A 16371-nucleotide genomic window follows, 5' to 3' on the forward strand; every position below is an offset into this window, starting at 1 on the left:
CACTTTCAAGTATTATTCAATTCTTTCTCCATCAAGCAGTCCTTGCTCTTCGATATAATGGCGTAACACGTCGTAGTCCGATGTTTGCCAAAAGGCATCCGAACGTAACAAACGGACGGCGTCGTTCCGGGCTGTTTCCATGATTTGAATATCGAGAGCAGGATCTGTCAGGACGAAACGTGGCAATCCACTTTGTTCTGTCCCAAAGAAATTACCCGATCCGCGTAGTTCTAAGTCTTTTTCCGCTAATTTGAAGCCGTCGTTCGTCTCTGTCATCGTCTTAATTCGCTCTTTCCCGGTGTCAGACGACGGATCAGCAATCAAGATACAATATGACTGCGCATCCCCTCGTCCGACACGTCCACGCAATTGATGCAGTTGCGCGAGACCGAATCGTTCTGCATCGTAAATGACGATGATTGAGGCATTCGGGACGTTCACCCCAACTTCGACGACAGTCGTCGAGACGAGGACTTGGACCTGATTGTCCTTAAAAGCTTGCATGACCTCGTCTTTTTCAGACGAGCCGAGACGTCCGTGCATCAAACCAACTTGATGATCGCGGAAACGTTCGACGAGAACGGCATGCAATTCCATTGCATTTTGAACATCAAGCGATTCAGATTCCTCGATCAATGGCGTGATGACATAGGCTTGCCGCCCGAGAAGTAATTCCTTCTCAACAAAACCAAAGACACGTTCAATCTGTTCTGGTTTTGCCCAGTACGTTTCAATTTCTTTACGCCCTGCTGGCATCTCGTCGATGATCGAAACATCCATATCGCCAAACACAGAAATCGCAAGTGTTCGCGGAATCGGTGTCGCCGTCATATAGAGGACATCTGCTTGCGCTGCTTTTGCTCGGAGGCGCTTCCGTTGTTCGACACCAAACCGATGTTGTTCGTCCGTAATCACTAAATGTAAGTCCTTGAAGACGACTGTATCCTGAATCAAGGCATGGGTGCCGACGAGGATGTCGATTTCTCCTTGCCGTAAGGCTTCTAGCAATAACACACGAGCCTTTCCTTTGACAGAACTCGTTAAGAGACCGACTTTAATCCCGAATGGTTCGAGTAACGGGGCAAGTGACGAAGCATGCTGCTCCGCTAGTATTTCAGTCGGAACCATCAAGGCACCTTGCTTGTTCGCACGAATCGTCGCGAACAGGGCAATCGCCGCGATGACGGTCTTCCCACTTCCGACATCTCCTTGCAGCAACCGATTCATTCGCTCTGCTCGATGCATATCACTCAAAATTTCTTCTGTCACTCTTTTTTGAGCGCCTGTCAACGGAAATGGCAGTCCTGCAATGAACTCGTCGACGGCTGCTTGATGTAACGGTAAAGCAATGCCTTGTCCCTGCCGCTTTCCAAGTCGTAATGTCTGAAGCTTTAACTGAAAATAGAGGCACTCTTCATACACATAACTTCTTCTCGCCGCCGTCAATTCTTTTCGATGCGTCGGGAAGTGTAACGCCTTCAGCATCGTCATCCGGTCGAGAAGTCGATACGCCGTCCGAATCGAATCGGGCACCCGCTCCCCGACTGATTCTACTGCTGCGAAAGCGAGTTCGACGACACGGCGGAACGTCTTCATCCGCATGTCACCTTTTAAGGAATAGACGGGTGTCAGTTCACCTTCGATCGCCCCGAATTGAAGTTCCGTCGCTGAAATCGTCATCCGGTGCAAATCCCACTTGCCGCTGACCGTCACTTCTTCCCCTAACTTCAACTGGGCTTTGTAGAAGGCACGGTTAAACATCGTCACCGTGACGCTGTACCGTTCTTCGACAAGTAACCGGAACGTTAGCCGATTCTTACCTTTTCCGTAATAACGAACGAGCGGTTCTGATTGAACTTGACCTGTGAACTTGACCTTATCTTCATGGATGGCTTCCGTCAAACTCCCCGTAACGAAATCATCGTAACGAAATGGGACGTGCTCCAGCACGTCCGAAATCGTTACGATATCCATTTCTGCAAGCTTAGTTGCCAAATCACGCCCGACTCCCTTAAGTGCCGTGACCTCACTTGATGGATTCATTCGATAAATCTCCAAAAATCTTCGACTCGAGCCAGCGTCCAGTCGGTGTATTCGCAAGACCGCCTTTCGCCGTTTCACGTAAGGCAGAAGGCATCATTTGACCGATTTCATACATTGCCGAGATGACTTCGTCACACGGAATACGTGACGTGATGCCAGCCAGTGCCATATCTGCTGCGACGAGTGCATTCGCTCCTCCCATCGCATTTCGTTTGACGCACGGGACTTCGACAAGTCCAGCGACTGGGTCACAGACGAGACCAAGCATATTTTTTAAAGCAATTGCAAACGCATGCGCCGATTGATCCGGTGTGCCTCCTGCCATTTCGACGATGGCAGCTGCAGCCATTGCTGTCGCCGAACCTACTTCCGCTTGGCATCCGCCTGCCGCACCTGAGATGGACGCATTATTGGCAACAACGAACCCGAACGCACCCGATGTGAAAAGGTATCGGAGCATCTCCTCGCGTGAAGGCTGAAGCCGTTCTTTGACGGCGAACAACGTCCCTGGGACGACGCCCGCACTCCCTGCTGTTGGTGTCGCACAGATTTTCCCCATTGCCGCGTTGACTTCATTCGTTCCGATGGCTTTGCTGACGGCATCTAACAAAAGATCTCCCGATAATCCGTTCCCTGACGCCCGATATCGTTGCAGTAAGACTGCATCCCCGCCTGTCAAACCGGTGACCGATTCGACACCGTCGCCTGTCAATGACCGTTCGACAGCTTCTTCCATGACTTGTAAATTCCGTTCCATCATTGCGTATACTTCATCACGCTCTAAGTGGCGGACCGTCATTTCTTGTTCAATCATGATTTCTGAAATCGGGACATTCTTTTCCGTAGCGAGTGCTACGAGTTCTTTTACTGATTTAAACATTTCTTCACTCTCCCATCATGACGGATCGTTCGACTTGTGGTAACCGGTTAATTTCTTCAAGCACTTCTTTAGGCATCCGATCATCGATTTCAATCGCCATCAAGGCTTGACGTCCTTTTTCGTGGCGCGACACTTCCATGTGACCAATGTTAATTTCATAGTCTGCGAGAATACTTGTGACTGCCGCAATCGCCCCGAAACGGTCGTGGTGCAGGACGACAAGTGCCGGCCCGCCACCTGAGAGGCGCAACGGTACACCATTCAATTCTGTAATTTCAATCGTTCCTCCGCCAATTGAAATGCCGACGAGTTCAAATTGATTTTCTCCGTCAGTCAAATGGACTCGCGCCGTGTTCGGATGGTCCGTCAGTGCTTCACTCGTTTCAAAATGAATCCGAATCCCTTTCCCTTCGGCGATTTTAATCGACTCAGGAATCCGATCATCAAACGTATCATAACCAAGCACCCCACCAATGATCGCTACGTCGGTTCCGTGCCCCCGGTACGTATCGGCAAATGATCCATAAAACGTGATATAAATGTCTGTTGGCGTTTCCCCGAACAACTTACCCGCCATCAAACCGATTCGTGCTGCTCCTGCCGTATGGGAACTCGATGGTCCTACCATGACAGGACCGATGATATCAAATACACTACGATACTTCATTTCATTTCCCCCTCTCTTTTAAACAAAACAAAATCCCACCTCTATTATCGCAGATGGTGGGATTCGTGAAAAGGTAACTTCACGTTTATTCTTTATTCAACACTAAGAATATATGAATAGAGCGGTTGCTTTCCGTCGTGAACTTCGACTTCAGCGTCCGGATTGACAGATTCGATGTAAGCGACTAACTCGTCGACTTCATCTTGGGCTACGCCTTCTCCGAATAAAATCGTTACGATTTCGTCATCTTCCGTGACGAGCGTATCGATGAGTTTCTTCGCTGCACCGAGACTCGAGTGATCCGTTGCGACGATTTGTTTTTCCGCAATCGCCATGTGATCATCTTTTTTAATCTCGACACCATCGATACTCGTATCACGGACAGCATATGTGATTTGTCCTGACTTGACAGCACCAATCGCATCCATCATGTGACGCTCGTTCTCATCGACTGTCGCTTCCGGGTTGTATACGATTGTCGCAGCCAGTCCTTGTGGGACCGTTTTTGATTTCACGACCGTCACGCCGCATGATGCAACAGATGCTGCTTGTTCAGCCGCCATGATGATGTTCGAGTTGTTCGGATACACATAGACGTGCTCCGCATGCGCGTCTTCAATCGCTTTGACGATATCTTCCGTCGATGGATTCATCGTCTGTCCACCTTCGATGACGATGCTGACACCGAGTGATTTAAAGAGCTCACTGATCCCTTCGCCCATTGCGACCGTGACGAGTGCAGATTTCGCTTTCGCTTTCGTTGCAACTGGAGCTGTTACGTGATTGACGCCTTCTTCTTCTAAAATCGTTGAGTGTTGTTGGCGCATGTTTTCGATTTTAACCGCGACGAGCTCACCAAATTTTTGTCCTTTGTTGATGACATCACCTGGTGTCTCGACATGGACATGAACTTTGAGCAACTCTTCATCTGCGACGACGAGCAGTGAATCTCCGAACTCAGATAATTCGTTACGGAATGCTTCTTCACTGAACGGCGCATTCGCTAACTTATCATCTTGGAAACGAACCATGATTTCTGTACAGTAACCGTAATGGATTTCCTCTGTCGACATGAAGCTTTGAGCCGATTTATGATGCTCTGCTTCGACGAGTGCTTCCATGACAGGAGCATGCGGTTTTTCAAGTTCTTTTCCTTCGAGTGTCGCAAGGAACCCTTCATAAATACAAACAAGTCCCTGTCCACCAGAATCGACGACACCGACTTCTTTTAAGACCGGTAAAAGATCGGGTGTTCCTTCAAGTGAAACTTTTGATGCTTCGACAATCCCGCGCATCAATTCAAGTAAGTCCGTCGTTGTTTCCGATTGTGCGATCGCAGCGACTGCTGTTTCACGAGCAACTGTTAAAATCGTCCCTTCGACTGGCTTCATGACGGCCTTGTATGCTGTATCAACACCTTTTTGCAAGGCATCTGCGAATTCCTTCGTATCGATTGTTTGTTTTCCTTCAATCGATTTCGAGAAACCACGGAATAATTGACTTAAGATGACACCAGAGTTCCCACGTGCCCCCATTAAAAGACCTCGTGCGAATATTGATGCGACGTCTGCGACAGAATCAGATGTTGCGTTTGTTGCTTCTTTCGATCCAGATGTCATCGTCAAGTTCATGTTCGTTCCTGTATCGCCATCCGGCACAGGGAATACGTTCAGTGAATCGACGAAATCTGCATTTTGATAGAGATTTGCCGCGCCATTTTGAATCATCTTGACTAATTGGGCTCCTGTTAAACGATCTACACTCACTAAAGTTTCCTCCTCTATTTCCGTCTTAGACATTCGTCAAACGGACTCCTTGGACAAAAATATTTACAGATGTCACTTCTAACCCTAACGCTTGGTTCAACGTATATTTAACACGGCTTTGAACATTGTTCGCGACTTCAGAAATTTTCGTACCGTAACTCACAATGATATGCATATCGATGTGAACTTGTTCTGAAGATTGTCGAACGATGACGCCACGTGCAAAATTCTCACGTTTCAATAATTCAGCTAGCCCATCTTTGATTTGTGATTGTGATGCCATACCAACGACACCAAAACATTCCATTGCTGCTCCGCCCGCCAGTTGCGCGACGACATCATTATCTACATCAATCTTTCCATAGGTCGTTTTCATCTCGATTGCCACCTGAGTAGCCCCCTTTAACTAATTGTGTTCTTCTCGTAATTCTACTATAAGGACCTACTATTGAAAAGTCGCCGTACTGACTATACAATGAATAAGTGAAAAATAGTAGCGGTCAAATGAACTTTTACCATCATCCTCATCCATTATTTTAAATTTTGAGGTTCTCTGTCAAGTTTTTTTCTTGTCAGCTACTTTTTTTATGTTGCAACCGTCCTGACACCATGCTAAGATAGCAAAGTGTCTATTAGGACGAACGCAAAACAACATAAAAGGAGGCGGAACGCATGGCACGTAAATGCTACGTTACTGGAAAATCGCCGAAGTCGGGAAACAACCGTTCACACGCATTGAACAAAACGAAACGCACTTGGGGAGTCAACGTACAAAAAGTACGTATCCTCGTTGACGGTAAACCTAAAAAGGTTTGGGTTTCAGCTCGAGCTCTTAAATCAGGTAAAGTCGAACGCGTATAAGGCGCAAAAACCGGACGGGAATCTTCCCTTCCGGTTTTTTTGTCGTCTTTTTTATTTTTCTCCTAAAGTAATTGTCGCAGCATTTGAAAACGCTTACAATAAGTTGGCAGTTACTTTATTGCTCAAGGGGGAATTCATCATGCAGTTAAAAAGAGCCATGACAAGCCGACATCTATTTATGATTTCGCTTGGTGGTATTATCGGGACGGGGTTATTTCTCGGTTCAGGGTTGACGATTTCGCAAGCAGGACCACTCGGGGCGGTCCTCAGTTACATCGTCGGCGGGACGATCATGTACTTAACGATGCTCTGTCTAGGAGAGATGGCTGTCCACATGCCTGTGTCCGGTTCATTCCAAACGTATACGACACGTTTTATCGGTCCAGGCATCGGTTTTGCCGTCGGTTGGATTTATTGGCTCGGATGGGCCGTAACCGTCGCTCTTGAAATCACAGCTGCCGGTAGTCTGATGGATCGCTGGTTTCCACAGGTTCCCGTCGTCATCTGGTGCGCCTTATTTACCGTCATCTTATTCGGATTGAACGCCATCTCTGCGAAAGCATTCGGGGAAGCAGAATTTTGGTTTTCAAGTCTTAAAGTACTCGCCATCCTGTTCTTCATCGGACTCGGGGGAGCCGCATGGTTCGGATGGATTGATATGGCGGCTGAACGACCAGCTACGTTGTTCGCGAACTTCACGGCGAACGGCTGGTTTCCGAACGGGGCTCTCGGCGTCTTGACGACGATGATTGCCGTCAACTTCGCTTTCCAAGGAACAGAATTGATTGGTGTCGCTGCCGGGGAATCGAGTGAGCCAGAAAAATCGATTCCGAAAGCGATTCGTAATACGGTTTGGCGGACGTTTATTTTCTTCGTCCTCTCGATTACAATTATCGGAGCTTTAATTCCGTATGAGTCAGCGAGCGGCATCAGCAGTCCCTTCATCATGGTCTTTGACGCAATCGGCATCCCATATGCTGCAGATTTGATGAACATCGTCGTTTTGACGGCACTCTTATCCGTCGGAAACTCTGGACTGTATGCTGCGACACGCATGCTCTGGTCGATGTCGCAAGAAGGCATGATTTCAAAGAAACTCGCCATCGTCAATCAGCGGGGTGTGCCGATGCGCGCCTTAACGTTCACGATGCTGTTCGCGATGTTATCCTTATTGACGGCATTCTTCGCAGAAGATACCGTCTTCATCTGGCTATTATCCATCGCCGGTCTCGGAGCACAAGTCGGTTGGATCTCGATTTCCGCTTCGCAAATCGCTTTCCGACGCCAATTCATCAAGGCAGGACACACACTTGACGAACTGAAGTTCAAAACACCGTTCTTCCCAGTCTTACACATCCTCTCATTCTCACTCAATCTGCTCGTCTTAATCAGTTTAGGTTTTCAAGCCGATCAACGCGTCGCCTTATATCTCGGCGTCCCTTTCTTCCTACTGACATGGGCGAGTTACCATCTCTTCGTCAAAGGGAAACATATCGCTGCCAAAAGCGAACAACAGGCAGCCAGTTCGACACTTCACGACAATCGGTAACTTGTTATCGGACCCTGGATACACCGGGTTAATCTCAAACAGGCGGCTAACTAAATAAGCTGCTAAAAAATCAAAGCGCCGATGATTCCGTTTCACATACGGAGTCATCGGCGTTTGCCATACCTATCTTTTTGTTCATGACGTCATGACGTGTACTTGAAGAACGCATGTCCCGATCGCTTCAGCGGGATATGATGGAGTCGCGTCTATCACGTTTTTATTTTTCGTGCGTGCGCAGGACGAGAACTTCCCCTTCGACGACCGTCACTTGCGCAACACCAACCCACTCATTGCTGACCGTTAGCGAACCACCGACCGGAACAGGATGCTCCGTCAAAGGGTATTTGACGCCGCGTAACGTCAAGTTCGACGGGACAAGGGGAATGAATGACAGGTAATGATACCCTTCAGACGCGAGTTCGTACTGACCGGTTTTCCAGTACCGGACATCCTCACGTTTCGTCACGAGTCGTGCTGTCGGGAATTGTTTTAACAAATAGACGTTCTGTAGCGTCATGTCGAGCCGACCACCCGTCGCACCAAAGATGAGTAGTTCAGCACCTGCAGCCTGTTCGGTAGCGTAACGTAACGCTAGTTCTAAGTCCGTTTCATCTTTTTCTGCCGGATGAAGCAATCCACCATCCGGAACGTATCCGAGCGAATCAAAGTCACCAATTGCCACATCAAAATCAAGTCCTTGCTCCACTAATGTCGCAATCCCGCCGTCAACACCGATAATCATCGTCTTGTCTTTCACGAATGGTGCGAGCGTCGGGACGTCTTCTGCCGGTCCTGCCGCAACGATTAAAACTCTCATCTTTAAATACCGCGAGCGGAGTAACGTAAAAGACGTGGTGCTGTCGTAAACAAAATACCTGCAACGACCCCACATAAAACATACGACGGAGCCATATACGTCGCGTTATAAATGAACGAGTATGGAACGACAGGTCCTTTGGCATACTCTGCAAAAAAGACGATTCCACTGATGACATGACAGATGTAACGTAGACCTGCACCTAACAAGGTCGCAAACAAGACAATCGTCATGAGACGCTTTTTTTGACCTTCTGTTGCTGCTTTTTTGACTTGGCCTGCAAACACTCCACTCAAACCGACGACACCATATGCAAGCGTATAGTCAAGCAGCGGTTGGACGACCGTCAAGACTTGCGGAGCGAACATCAATTGAATCGTTCCGACGAGCGCACCCGTGATGACACCACCAACGACGCCGTGACGAAAGGCCATGACGAAAATCGGTAACATCGCTAAGCTGATGGATCCGCCTTGTGGCATTTTGAACGGAATCAATAAATCAAATACAACACCGAGACTCGCGAAAATCGCAATCTCCATTAACATTTGTAATCGTTTCATACTGTGTTCCTCCTAAAAATAAAATAATGATGACAACAAAAAGGCAGTACGACGGACGCCGTACTGCCTGCGTGCGCCACATCCCTACGTCCGTCTGAACGGAACAGGTTCGAAGGGTTAAAGTCTACTCACTTCTCTCAGCCGCTTGACGCGACACCCCTTGCGGTCAAAATTTAATTGTCTTGGCTCTATTATACGTGAGCCGCGTTTCGAATACTAGTGATGGCTTCTGCATAGTCTGGTGCATTGTAGATTGCAGAACCTGCGACAAGGACGTTTGCCCCATTGTCGATACACAGTTTTGCCGTTTCCGCGTTGACACCACCATCGATTTCAATTTCGAACGTCAAACCGCGCTCTGCTTTGATCATCGCTAATTGCTTCAGCTTCGTCATGACGCTCGGCAAGAAAGCTTGTCCGCCAAATCCTGGATTGACCGTCATCAACAAGACCATGTCGACTTCTTCTAGGACATGTTCAATCGTCGACAGTGACGTGTGTGGATTCAGCACGACGCCGGCCTTTGCTCCAGCCCCTTTAATTTGTTGCAAGACACGATGGACATGATTCGTCGCTTCGACATGGAAGGTGACGATATCCGCTCCTGCCGCTACAAACGCTTCGACGAAGTTTTCTGGTCGATCGATCATTAAATGAACGTCAAGGACCATGTCCGTCTTTTGACGAAGACTACTGAGGACGGGTAGACCAAATGAAATGTTCGGGACGAACTGGCCGTCCATGACGTCGAAATGGATGTAATCTGCTCCTGCCGCCTCGACAGCTTTAACGTCTCGTTCTAGGTTGGCGAAATCTGCTGATAAAATAGATGGTGCGATTTTAATCATTTCAATACCTCCGCGCTCGATTCTTGATTTCCTCTACAAACATACCATAATTCGTATAGCGTGAGGACATGATTTCTTCTGCCTCAACTGATTTTTTGACAGCACATCCTGGTTCGTTTAAATGCAGGCAACCACGGTATTTGCACGTATCTTGCCGTGCGACGAATTCCGGAAAACACCAACGTAATTCTTCGATTTCCATCTCGTGTGGAAAATCGAGGTTCGAAAACCCTGGCGTATCAGCAATCAAGCCCTCTGCAAGCGGAATTAACGTCACATGACGCGTCGTATGTCGTCCGCGTCCGAGCGATTTCGAGATGTGACTCGTCTCGAGATCGAGCGTCGCATCGAGCGCATTCAACAATGAACTTTTTCCGACTCCCGACTGTCCCGCGAGCACACTCGTTTTTTCTTTGAGTAGCGGACGGACTTCCTCTACCCCTTCTAGCGTCTCACTCGACGTCTCAATCACCTGATAACCGATTTGTCGGTAACCGGCAATCGCCGTCCGGACTTCTGCTTCTGCTGTTCCTTGCAACAAATCCATCTTCGTCAAGATAATAATGGGTTGAATCTCTTTTGCTTCGATTAAGACTAAAAACCGATCGAGCAAATGGGCTGAAAAGTCCGGTTCTGCTGCTGAGACGACAAGCAACGCTTGATCGATGTTTGCGACCGGTGGACGAACCAGGAAATTTTGCCGTTCCTTCACTTCTAAAATGTATCCAGTTTCGCTTTCGATATGCAATACGACCTCATCTCCTACAACAGGACTGATACCACGTTTTCGGAAGTTTCCCCGAGCGCGCGATCGCACCTCGCCCTGCGTCGTCATGACATCATAAAACCCACCTTGTAGACGAATGATCGTCCCGTCCCGATTTTCTTCGATACGATTTTCTGCCATCCCATGCCCTCCTTCAATTTGCGGTTCGTAGCACACTCATTGTTCTGCTTTCGCTTGTTTATAGGTAATCGTTTTCGAGCGATACACTACATCATCTTTATAAATTGTGATTTTTCCTTCTTCGCCCGGATCAATCGTCACCGGAACATCAAATGTTTCATCACTGTCAATCGACTCTTCAATCACTGTACGTTTCCCTTTAGCATCATCCGTCTCGATTCGAATGACTTGCCGCGGCGGTTCTTCATCCCCTTCACCTACAGCATCGTAGGCTACTTTTTCCGGGAAGGTCGCCGTCACGGTTTGTTCTTCCTCCCCTTTTGAAATAAAGACCGTCACGGAATCGTTCGGCTCGACTTTGACACCCGCTTGCGGAAATTGACGAATGACTTGGTCCAGTTCGACTTCACTCGAAAATTCTTGTTCGAATGTACCGTCGAGACCTGTCGCGTCCAAGTACGCTTTTACTTCAGCACTCGACATGTTCGTCAAATCCTTCAATTCAAACGCTGACGAACCTTCGGATACCGTGATTGTAATCGTCTGTTCTTTTGCAATCACTTCTGTTCCGGCTGAAATCGATTGCCGGATGACATTGCCTTGTTTGATGTCTTCCGACTCTTCTTTTTCGACATCTACTTTTGAGAACCCAGCATCCTTCAAGATCGAGGTCGCTTTTTTCTCTGTTTCGTCCGTTACATCCGGCACTTCGACCGGATCACTGCCCGTCGAGACAACAAGATTGACCGTCGAACCTTTTTTAACGGTCACTTTTGCCCGCGGTGCTTGACTGATGACAAGTCCTTCATCAATCGTATCACTCGATCGCTCAGTCGATTCGACGATAAAACCGAGTTTCTCAAGTTGTTTTTCAGCCTCGTCCGCATCTTCTTTTGCGACATCCGGCACAACGACTGTCGGATCCGGCCACATCGCGAACGTTGTCGCGGCACCTCCGAGTAAGAGGAGGAATACGAGCACAATCCACCATCGCTTTTTTTTCTTTTGCTTCGGTACAACTGTCGCGACCGTAGCTTCTTCTTCCTTGACCGGAGTCCCGGACGGAGCCGAGACTGGACTCAACACCATCGTTTGCTCCATCGGATCTTCCCCGCGAACCCCTTCATCTGCTCGTTCAACAGATAAGGCCGTCACCATATCTTCCCGAAATTCAGCAACGGATTGTTGCCGATCGTGCGGGGCCTTCGCTAGTGCCTGCATGATACAGTTTTCTAGCGCTTGCGGCACGGCAGGATTCAAGACGGATGGCCGCCGCGCTGTATCTTGCAAGTGTTTTAATGCCACGGCAACGGGTGAATCTCCTTCGAACGGGACGTGTCCTGTCACGAGTTCATAAAGGACAGCACCGAGCGAATAAATATCCGATTTTTCATCGGCAAATTTTCCTTTTGCCTGCTCAGGTGAGAAGTAATGCACTGAACCAAGAACGGACATCGTATGTGTCAATGTCGCGTTCGACATCGCGACGGCAATACCGAAGTCCGTTACCTTGACCGTACCATCCTCTCGGACGAGCATATTTTGTGGTTTTATATCCCTGTGGATGATGCGATGGGCATGGGCATGATCAATCGCATCACAAATCTGACTGATGATTTCAACCGCTTTATTGATTGCGAGCGGTCGTCCTTCACAGTAGGTTTTCAACGTCATCCCATCGATGAACTCCATCACGATATAGTAAATCGAATCCTCTTCACCGACATCATAGACGGCAACGATATTCGGATGGTTCAAACTCGTCGCAGCATGAGCTTCGCGCTCAAAACGTCGGATGAATTGTTCATCATGTGAAAATTCAGTCCGTAAAATTTTGATTGCGACATTCCGTTTTAAGATTTCATCATAAGCTTGATAGACATTCGCCATCCCGCCATTTCCAACTAGCCGTTCTATGCGGTAGCGGTCATTTAATCGATCTCCGTATCGCATATTCAGCCCCTCTTTCTTTCTTTGAAACGGATGGCAGCAACGGTGATGTTGTCTGCTCCCCCCCGCTCATTCGCCTCAAAAACTAATCGTTCAACGATTTGCTCGAGTGGCGCATCTTCTTGTAGCAGCTGTTGTATTACTTCATAAGGGACTTCATCCGTTAATCCGTCACTACAGACGAGGACAATTTCATAACCTGGTGCATCCCGGACTTGGACGTCGACGTCGACGAGTTCGTTCGAGCCAATCGAGCGCGTGATGACGTTTCGACGTGGATGATTTTCGACTTCTTCTTCCGACAGTTCACCTAATTGCTTAAGCATATTGACATAAGAATGATCATCTGTCAGTTGCTTCAGTTGACCTTCTTCAATCGCATAGACTCGACTATCCCCGACATGACCGATAACAAGGAGTTCGTCCGACCAACAGACGCACGCCATCGTCGTTCCGACGACAGCCAAGTTTTCTGTCTTGGAATACTGTAAGATTTGAGAATTGGCAATTTCCACTTGCTGTTCAATCCAAGAAGATAATTCAGCTGGTCGGCTTGGCATGTCTGCATAAGCATCAGCAAATACTTGATGCACAATCGCGCTTGCCTTCTCACCTGCCGCGTGACCACCCATTCCGTCAGCGACGACGGCAAGTCCTTGTTTTTCATCACCAACGAGTAACACCGTATCCTCGTTTTGCAATCGAACTTTTCCAGTCGTCGTCAGATAAGCTAACTCCATGACCGTCCTCCTCTTCTATCTCACCTACTGTTGATGCATTTAAGAAAATTCAGCGTGCGTGTCATCCTTGCTTTTTAAAGGCTGCGATGTAAAATCCGTCGGTCCCAAGCGTCGTCGGAAGCAACTTGAGCTCTGCCCGTTCTGAAATCAACGCCTGCACGTTTTTTGGCATTCGCCCTTTGAACGACTCATCAAAAACAAACCCTTGGCTTAAGATAAATTCCGTTTGTTGTTCATTTTCGACTGGATCAATCGTACACGTCGAATAGACGAATGTCCCTCCGCGCTTGACGAGTGGAAGAACTGCCTCGATGATTTGTCGCTGAATGACAGGTAACTGTGTTAAATTTTCTGGTTGCTTTGTCCATTTAATGTCGGGTTTCCGGCGGATGACACCGAGTCCAGAGCACGGTGCATCAACGAGAATCCGGTCAAACGATTCTGCATCGAACCGGTCGCCGACTTTTCGTGCGTCGAGGGCTTCTGCTTCTACCGTATCGAGTTCAAGCCGTTCTGCCTGTTTTTTTAGTAATTTAATTTTATGTGTGTGTAAATCAAGTGCCGTCAACGAACCTGTCGTCAATCCTTCAGCAATATGCATCGCTTTCCCACCCGGTGCTGCACAACTGTCGAGTACATGGTCAGACGGTTCTGCTCCGACGGCCCGCGCAACGAGCATCGAACTCTCATCTTGAAGCGAGAGATACCCACGGTCGAGTAAATCCGTTTGTTGGACACTGCCACTGATGATTTCAAGTCCGTCCGGGGCGACGGCGGCTGGTTTAGCAAAGACACCTTGGGCTTCGAGTAATTCGACGGCTTCTTCGACGGTCGCTTTATTCCGATTGACGCGGACCGTGACGGGTGCCGCTTCGTTGTTGATTTGACAAATCTTCAACGTCTCGTCTTCCCCGAACAATTCAATCCAGCGCTCGACAAGCCACTCCGGGTGACTCGTCTCAATGCTGATTCGTTTGCTCGTTGAAGGAATCGCCGAGAAGTCTGGTTTCCCTTGACGTAAAACGTTACGTAAGACACCGTTGACAACTTTTGCGATATGCGGTTTTCCACGCGTTTTCGCGATTTCGACCGCTTCGTTGATGACGGCGTGATCCGGAATCCGGTCTAGATAAAATAACTGATAGACACTCATCCGGAGCAACGGTCGCATGAAGGGATCGAGTTTTTTTTGTGACGCGAGCAACGGATCGAGAATATAGTCGAGTGTCAACTCACGGCTGAGTGTCCCATAAACGAGTTCTGTATATAATCCGACATCGGCTTTTGAAATCGCCCGTTTTTCAAGCATTTGGTGGACGGAGATTGTCGAAAAAGCACCACCTTGCCCAATCTTTAATAACGTCGTGACTGCTGCATCGCGTACATTCATGCGTCTTCGCCTACTTTCTGTCCGATTTCGAGCGTCTGACCAATCCCACGCATGAAGGTCGCACCATCCATCCGTTTCTTTCCGGCAGGTTGGAGATCGACGAGTTTCAAGGCGATATCCGAGCCCGTCGCAATGACCGGACCATCATTTTCGAGCGCAATGATTTCGCCAGGTGTTCCCGTCCCTTCACACTTCTCAGCGAAATAGACTTTAAGTCGATCTTTACCAAGTAGCGTATAGGCACTCGGGAATGGGTTCATTCCTCTGATTTGGTTATAAAGTTCTTCCCCCGGACGAGAGAAATCAAGCCGTTCCCGTTCCCGACTGATGTTCGGAGAAAATGTTACATCCTCTTCCCGTTGTGCTTCCGGTGTTAATGTCCCGGCAAATAATTGTGGGAGTGTTTCAATCAATAAACGTGCTCCAGCGTCACTCAATTTTTCGAACATCGTACCGACCGTATCCCGTTCTTCGATCGGGACGATGATTTTTGATAACATGTCTCCCGCGTCCAAGCGATCGACCATATACATGATTGTCACGCCCGTCTCCTTCTCACCATCGATGATGGCTTGATGAATTGGCGCCCCACCACGGTACTTTGGTAACAAGGACGCGTGGACATTGATTGCGCCATATTTCGGAGCCTCAAGTACGGCAGACGGAACGATTTGTCCGTAAGCTGCCGTGATGATGATGTCCGGGTTCAGGTCGAGCAAGTCTTGGTAATCCTCGCGAATCTTCATCGGTTGCAAGACAGGAATCGCGTGGGCAAGTGCGACTTCTTTGACCGGTGTCGGTTTAATTTCGCGTTTGCGTCCGACCGGTTTATCCGGTTGCGAGACGACACCGACGACATTGTACCCAGCATCAATCACTTCACGGAGCGTACTCGCTGCAAATTCAGGCGTCCCCATGAAAACGACACGTGGTGCCGCATCCTGCTCAACGAGTTTATCCGTGAACAACACGCCGTCGAGATGATCCATCTCATGCTGGATTGCACGCGCGAAAAAGCCACTCGCTTTGATTTTGACGCTGCGTCCAAGGCGGTCTTGTGTTTTGACGACGATGTGGTCGAATCGTTCGACAGGACCGAAGACACCAGGCATACTCAAACACCCTTCGTCATCGATTTGCGATCCACTTGATTCGATGATTTCCGGGTTGATCAACTCAATCGGACCTGTCTCGTCATCGGTATGGACAACGGCGACACGGATCGGCTGATTAATTTGTGGTGCTGCGAGTCCGACGCCGTCATACTCATACATCGTGTCGAACATTCGATCGATCATCTTGCCTAACTTTTTATCAAACTTCGTGACGCGTTGACACGTCTGACGCAATACGTCATTTGGAACTTCTACTACTTTATACATACTGCCAC

The 16371-nt window shown here is 48.4% G+C and carries 15 protein-coding genes, 1 pseudogene and 1 riboswitch; of the genes and pseudogenes, 2 read left to right on the forward strand and 14 right to left on the reverse strand.

The window, feature by feature from the left end; translation table 11 throughout:
• Positions 1-12: 12 nt before the first annotated feature.
• The 5 genes from recG to KNP88_RS01795 form a co-directional block, all read right to left on the reverse strand.
• Complete coding sequence (gene recG / locus KNP88_RS01775; protein WP_088837391.1) at positions 13-2043, reverse strand: ATP-dependent DNA helicase RecG; 2031 nt, start codon at positions 2041-2043, stop codon at positions 13-15.
• Positions 2027-2923: an L-serine ammonia-lyase, iron-sulfur-dependent, subunit alpha gene (sdaAA, locus tag KNP88_RS01780; RefSeq protein WP_088837392.1), complete on the reverse strand. Its 897-nt coding sequence runs from the start codon at positions 2921-2923 to the stop codon at positions 2027-2029. Before sdaAA ends, recG begins: the two co-directional genes overlap by 17 nt.
• Positions 2924-2927: 4 nt before the next feature.
• On the reverse strand, positions 2928-3590 hold the full coding sequence (sdaAB, locus tag KNP88_RS01785; RefSeq protein ID WP_088837393.1) for an L-serine ammonia-lyase, iron-sulfur-dependent subunit beta: 663 nt from the start codon (positions 3588-3590) through the stop codon (positions 2928-2930).
• Between the two features lie 92 nt (positions 3591-3682).
• On the reverse strand, positions 3683-5356 hold the full coding sequence (locus KNP88_RS01790; protein ID WP_369834716.1) for a DAK2 domain-containing protein: 1674 nt from the start codon (positions 5354-5356) through the stop codon (positions 3683-3685).
• Between the two features lie 25 nt (positions 5357-5381).
• The gene (locus KNP88_RS01795) at positions 5382-5744 is read right to left on the reverse strand and encodes an Asp23/Gls24 family envelope stress response protein (RefSeq protein ID WP_029330866.1); all 363 of its coding nucleotides are present in this window, start codon (positions 5742-5744) and stop codon (positions 5382-5384) included.
• A gap of 284 nt (positions 5745-6028) precedes the next feature.
• Between KNP88_RS01795 and rpmB the strand changes: the two genes are divergently transcribed.
• Together rpmB and KNP88_RS01805 are read left to right on the forward strand one after the other, a co-directional pair.
• The gene (gene rpmB, locus KNP88_RS01800; protein WP_023468758.1) at positions 6029-6217 is read left to right on the forward strand and encodes a 50S ribosomal protein L28; all 189 of its coding nucleotides are present in this window, start codon (positions 6029-6031) and stop codon (positions 6215-6217) included.
• A 139-nt stretch (positions 6218-6356) separates the two neighbouring features.
• Positions 6357-7766, forward strand: a complete 1410-nt coding sequence (locus KNP88_RS01805; RefSeq protein WP_214892060.1) for an amino acid permease — start codon at positions 6357-6359, stop codon at positions 7764-7766.
• Positions 7767-7983: 217 nt separating this feature from the next.
• On the opposite strand, the gene KNP88_RS01810 is transcribed toward KNP88_RS01805, so the two are convergent.
• The 9 genes and pseudogenes from KNP88_RS01810 to def all read right to left on the reverse strand — a co-directional run.
• Positions 7984-8583, reverse strand: coding sequence for a thiamine diphosphokinase (locus KNP88_RS01810; RefSeq protein ID WP_214892062.1), 600 nt, complete (start codon positions 8581-8583; stop codon positions 7984-7986).
• 2 nt (positions 8584-8585) lie between these two features.
• The gene (gene thiT / locus KNP88_RS01815) at positions 8586-9146 is read right to left on the reverse strand and encodes an energy-coupled thiamine transporter ThiT (protein ID WP_214892064.1); all 561 of its coding nucleotides are present in this window, start codon (positions 9144-9146) and stop codon (positions 8586-8588) included.
• A gap of 64 nt (positions 9147-9210) precedes the next feature.
• A riboswitch (TPP riboswitch) is annotated at positions 9211-9317 on the reverse strand.
• A 20-nt stretch (positions 9318-9337) separates the two neighbouring features.
• Positions 9338-9994 (reverse strand): ribulose-phosphate 3-epimerase, encoded by a 657-nt coding sequence (gene rpe, locus KNP88_RS01820; protein ID WP_029330870.1) that lies wholly within the window; start codon positions 9992-9994, stop codon positions 9338-9340.
• A gap of 1 nt (position 9995) precedes the next feature.
• On the reverse strand, positions 9996-10901 hold the full coding sequence (gene rsgA / locus KNP88_RS01825) for a ribosome small subunit-dependent GTPase A (protein WP_214892066.1): 906 nt from the start codon (positions 10899-10901) through the stop codon (positions 9996-9998).
• 36 nt (positions 10902-10937) lie between these two features.
• A complete protein-coding gene (pknB, locus tag KNP88_RS01830; protein WP_214892068.1) occupies positions 10938-12854 on the reverse strand; it encodes a Stk1 family PASTA domain-containing Ser/Thr kinase in 1917 nt (638 codons plus the stop codon).
• Positions 12855-12856: 2 nt separating this feature from the next.
• Complete coding sequence (locus tag KNP88_RS01835) at positions 12857-13591, reverse strand: Stp1/IreP family PP2C-type Ser/Thr phosphatase (RefSeq protein WP_214892070.1); 735 nt, start codon at positions 13589-13591, stop codon at positions 12857-12859.
• A 61-nt stretch (positions 13592-13652) separates the two neighbouring features.
• A complete protein-coding gene (rsmB, locus tag KNP88_RS01840; RefSeq protein WP_214892072.1) occupies positions 13653-14981 on the reverse strand; it encodes a 16S rRNA (cytosine(967)-C(5))-methyltransferase RsmB in 1329 nt (442 codons plus the stop codon).
• The gene (gene fmt, locus KNP88_RS01845; RefSeq protein ID WP_285801698.1) at positions 14978-15898 is read right to left on the reverse strand and encodes a methionyl-tRNA formyltransferase; all 921 of its coding nucleotides are present in this window, start codon (positions 15896-15898) and stop codon (positions 14978-14980) included. Before fmt ends, rsmB begins: the two co-directional genes overlap by 4 nt.
• A 33-nt stretch (positions 15899-15931) precedes the next feature.
• A pseudogene (def, locus tag KNP88_RS15580) lies at positions 15932-16363 on the reverse strand (peptide deformylase); the annotation flags it as partial.
• Between the last annotated feature and the right edge of the window lie 8 nt (positions 16364-16371).

It is taken from the genome of Exiguobacterium sp. H66 (assembly GCF_018618705.1).
Taxonomy (GTDB): domain Bacteria; phylum Bacillota; class Bacilli; order Exiguobacteriales; family Exiguobacteriaceae; genus Exiguobacterium_A; species Exiguobacterium_A oxidotolerans.